General features: G+C 35.7%; 3 protein-coding genes. 2 read left to right on the forward strand and 1 reads right to left on the reverse strand.

The window, feature by feature from the left end:
- The first annotated feature begins 1,001 nt into the window (after positions 1–1,001).
- Positions 1,002–1,424 (forward strand): DUF6943 family protein, encoded by a 423-nt coding sequence (locus tag EKM02_RS14630; RefSeq protein WP_126456412.1) that lies wholly within the window; start codon positions 1,002–1,004, stop codon positions 1,422–1,424.
- 161 nt (positions 1,425–1,585) lie between these two features.
- On the opposite strand, the gene EKM02_RS14635 is transcribed toward EKM02_RS14630, so the two are convergent.
- On the reverse strand, positions 1,586–2,389 hold the full coding sequence (locus tag EKM02_RS14635) for a hypothetical protein (protein ID WP_126456414.1): 804 nt from the start codon (positions 2,387–2,389) through the stop codon (positions 1,586–1,588).
- Positions 2,390–2,495: 106 nt separating this feature from the next.
- On the opposite strand from EKM02_RS14635, the gene EKM02_RS14640 reads away from it, so the two are divergent.
- The gene (locus tag EKM02_RS14640; protein WP_126456416.1) at positions 2,496–2,741 is read left to right on the forward strand and encodes a hypothetical protein; all 246 of its coding nucleotides are present in this window, start codon (positions 2,496–2,498) and stop codon (positions 2,739–2,741) included.
- Positions 2,742–2,763: the final 22 nt, after the last annotated feature.

A 2,763-nucleotide genomic window follows, 5' to 3' on the forward strand; every position in this document is an offset into this window, starting at 1 on the left:
CTAAAAAAACCTAAAATTATTTTTGAAAATAAAGCAATATTTATTTGCAAAAGACATAGTAATCAAGCGGTCTCTCTGCGGTCGTTCCCTTTGTTCCGTTCGGCAGCTCCAGTCGGTCAACCTTACCTTTTCATCAGAACACATTTGGTAAATAAGCAATTCATTATTTCAATTTGATAATAAGGTTTCCCTCCATTCCACAGACACTTCACAGCACAAAAAAATAAGGCAGCCAAAAAATAGGCAACCTTACTTTTTCCGCTGTTCGTTCCTCATCTCCACACGTTCTCTACCCTGCGTTCGGCAGGGCTATTACATCCACAATACCGCTTCATTCCGTTACACTCCGCAAGCTACGTTCCACTGCATTCCAGCAGTATTATGTCTGTCGCCCTTTATTTTTTCAGCGGTGGCGCTCTTCGCACAGCCATCGGGGTTGGCTCCGTTAGCACTTTGCCCTAAATCAAAGAACGCCAAAGGCTGACTTATATTTTTTCCCCGCCGTTACACGCTGCTATCCCTTCTCTCCACTTCGCAAGGGCTACGTTCCGTTCTCGGTCTAGCGTGGCTGTTCGATTGCCGCAACACCGCCACATCGCTCCTCACAAAAAATTCCGTAAAAACTCCATTTTTTGTTGCGGTGCTTGGGGGTGTTTGATTGCCGATTACAAATGAAGCATCCCAGAAAAAAGTCTACACAAGAAACATCCTGCTACTAAAAAAATAAATAAAAAGAAAGCAAAGGTAAGTTTCGGTTTCAAAAAGTAAAGTTCAAGCCCTACGGGTTTTTGAAAAAATCTCCACCCTTACATTTCCAATTCAACATTTGATTACACGATGACGATTTCATTTCATAAGAACAGTTGGGTAGTATTTTTTCAAAAAAACTTGACTCCTTTTGAAACCTCCACTGATACGACGACTTTCTTTTTTTTTCTTTTTTTCTTTTAAAAATGATATGGTGCGGAGCGTAGCGACAGCATCATTTTAAATCCGAAACTATGCCAAATTTCATCGTCAAAACCCACAGAAAGAATGTTGTTTATACAGGAAATCAAATTTACATTCTCAACAAAGGATTGAATAGTGGAAAGCCACAGAAAGAACCATTTACAAATAGTTTTGTAATTATTTTTCAAAACACAGAAGATGCCGAAACGATTTATTGGTTAGCGTATAGCCTTTGGAAAGCTAAATTCTGGCATCAGACACTTTGTGGTTCTGTAATTCCATTTTTACGTCTTCCAGAGTTCAAGAAAAATTTTATTCCAAAGGTTACTGAAATGATTTTAGATTTTGAGCTGCATAAAAAACAAGTAAACACATTGAGACTATTAGAACAAAAAGAGCAACATTTTCAAAAGAACTTGACTTTAATAAATGAATTGAGAAGAGCAATTTTACATAATTACTATAAATTGTAATCTTGCATATGATTAACCTTTATTCCGTACTTGTTTGCACTATATGTCACATATAAGTCCCCATTATAGATAAATTGATGCAAAATAAAAAAAGCCCTCTCAAATGAAAGGGCTTAATTTGCAACATTGCAAACTTTGCAGTATTGCAAACTGATGGTTTTTTAGAAAGTCTCTTGGATCTTTAAAGCATTACCAGCATTGAATAAGTAATAATTGGAACCTACCATTTGATAAAATTCTATTCCAATACTACCCAAAACAGCTACGTTTGTTGTTAATGTTGGAGCACCCGGTAAAGTGGCAATAACATCAATTGGAGAAGTTACAACGTCAACTGGTGTATAATTAGAATAAGCAATATTTGATATTTCATTCAAAATTGGCTCGGCAGGTTCATAAGCTCCAGTAATAGGATTATAAACAGTATCTGAAACAACAGATAAAGCATTGATGATTCTGAAATGAGATGCTCCTGATGGAATATTCAAATAATTAAGAGGATTAAAAGACGGAATACTAAAAGTACTCTCGTTTCTATCAACCGTTGCAGATAATGTAAATGGAGCACTGAAAACGCCATTAAACGAAATGTTACGATTGAAATCCAAACCTTTCAAATATTGTGGTTGTTGTGAAACCAAAACAGCTCTTTGCCCTCTCGCTTCTGAACCATCTTCAATATTGATTTTCTTCATAATTGCAGTAAGTCGTCCCGTTAGTTGACTATCAGGCATTTGTTTCATCAATGCCGATAAACCAATTCTTAATGATTTACCCGCATTTGCACAAGCTGCAAACTCACTCATATTTTCACGAGTACGAATAAAACCAGGTGCCGTTTTTACTTGTTCCGCAGTTGGTCCACCTTTTAGACCTGCAAAGTAACCTTCGTTACCTTTAATTTTGAAGTGTCTCACTTCTCCTAAAGTTCCGACATATTTAATATGCCCTTTCTGTCTTGCCATTTTTATGTGTTTTAAATTAAAAATATTTATTAAATTTACACAGTAAAATACTAACAATCAATTACTTAATAAATGCAATTTGAAGCATTTTAACGCTAATGAACTTATGACAAGAAATATTATTCTGAAAGCGAAGAAATTCGTAGATGGAGACGGACTTATTGCAGAGGATTATCTAACAAAAAGAGAGTTTGAAATTCGATTATATGGTATTGATGCACCAGAAATGAATTATTGTAATAAAATAAAAAAGGACGAAAAAGAACTACATATTCCAGCAGCATTTTTAATTAAGCTAGTGTCCCGTCCTGAAATAGCGATACACAAAAAGTATCCTAATGGAAAAACATGAAGAAACACGCTATGTGAAGCGG

Origin of the sequence: Flavobacterium sp. RSP49 (assembly GCF_003968735.1) — a bacterium.
GTDB lineage: Bacteria > Bacteroidota > Bacteroidia > Flavobacteriales > Flavobacteriaceae > Flavobacterium.